Raw genomic sequence first — 305 nt, forward strand, 5'->3', positions numbered from 1 at the left:
GCCGCTGCCGGCATGGCGGCCTATGAAACCTATGGCAAGGCCAGCCAGCTCATCGCAGACCCCAGCAGTGCCACCAGCGTAGGCATCAGCCTCAGCCTGGGCAAAAGCTCCAGCCGCAGCACCAGCGAATACCAGGTCAACAGCGCCGTAGGCTCCCTGGTCAAGGCCGACGGCAACGTCAGCATCACGGCCACCCAGGGTGACGTCCACGTGCGCGGCAGCAGCGTGGAAGCCGGCAAGGACGTACGCCTGGCTGCGGACAAGGGCAACATCGTCCTGGAAGCGGCAGAAAACCGCTTTGCCGA

Annotated in this window: 1 protein-coding gene; it reads left to right on the top strand. The window is 65.2% G+C overall.

Translation table 11 applies throughout. From position 1 onward, the window contains the following. A partial coding sequence (locus ACF8LI_RS22475; RefSeq protein WP_392414167.1) for a hemagglutinin repeat-containing protein occupies positions 1-305 on the top strand: 305 nt, incomplete at both ends.

Origin of the sequence: Delftia sp. WSY_12, assembly GCF_043104645.1 — a bacterium.
In the GTDB taxonomy this organism is placed as follows: domain Bacteria; phylum Pseudomonadota; class Gammaproteobacteria; order Burkholderiales; family Burkholderiaceae_C; genus Comamonas; species Comamonas tsuruhatensis.